The sequence below is a fragment of the Bradyrhizobium semiaridum genome (assembly GCF_020329505.1).
GTDB classification, from domain to species: Bacteria; Pseudomonadota; Alphaproteobacteria; order Rhizobiales; family Xanthobacteraceae; genus Bradyrhizobium; species Bradyrhizobium semiaridum.
The window spans coordinates 1-836 of record NZ_JAGKJJ010000065.1; the positions used below are offsets into that span (position 1 = coordinate 1).

Genomic DNA, 836 nt, shown 5'->3' on the forward strand with positions numbered 1-836 from the left:
GCAGGCCGAACAGCTGTCCGCCGATCACAGCGGTGACGTATTCCGCCATCGCCCCTTCGCCCGCTTCGGTCTTGCTGGTCATCGGTATCGTTTCCGTTGGTTAGGCTGCCCGCCGCATCTCGGCGGTCTGTTCCTTCAGCGCCGCGATCAGCCCGGGCCGGTCGAACTTTGCGACATAGTCGTGGAAGCCGGCCTGCCGGCCGCGCTCGATCGCCGCCGGCGAGACCATCGCCGACAGCGCGATGATCGGCATCGCATTGAGATTGTGGTCGCTGCGGATGTTCTCGGCGAACTCGAACCCGTTCATCTCGGGCATCTCGATGTCGGTCAGCACCACGTCGAAGCTCTGGCCCGAGCGCAGCACGCTCAGCCCTTCCTGCGCGTTCTGCGCGGTGCGCACCTTGTAGCCGGCGGCCTTGAGCACCGGCGCCAGCATGTTGCGGAAGAAGGCACTGTCGTCGACCAGCAGCACCGACTGCGCGCTGGCCGAGGGCCGCATCTCCTTGCGCGAGAACCAGTCGGCGAACGCCATCGGCAGGAAGTGGCCGACATCGATCACCTCGGTGGCCTGGCCCTTGATCACCGCCGAGCCGAGGATGCCGTCCTGGCTGCCGGCGACCTCGATGTTGAGCCGCTCCTCGACGATGTCGATGATCTCGTCGACCACCAGCCCCATCGAGCGGCCGTCGTCGGCGAACACCAGGATCGGCTGGGTGCCTTGCGTCTGCACCTGCACATTGGCCATCTGCACCAGCGGCATCAGCTGCTCGCGGTACTGCACCATGTAGCGGCCGTTGGAGAGCTCGATCTTGTCGGTCGCGATCTCCTCCAGCCGG

Annotated in this window: 1 protein-coding gene and 1 pseudogene; both read right to left on the minus strand. The window is 66.0% G+C overall.

What is annotated here, in order from left to right; translation table 11 throughout:
* Positions 1-82 (minus strand): annotated as a pseudogene (locus J6500_RS31400) (chemotaxis protein CheW); the annotation flags it as partial.
* 18 nt (positions 83-100) lie between these two features.
* A partial coding sequence (locus J6500_RS31405; RefSeq protein ID WP_225716576.1) for a response regulator occupies positions 101-836 on the minus strand: 736 nt, incomplete at its 5' end.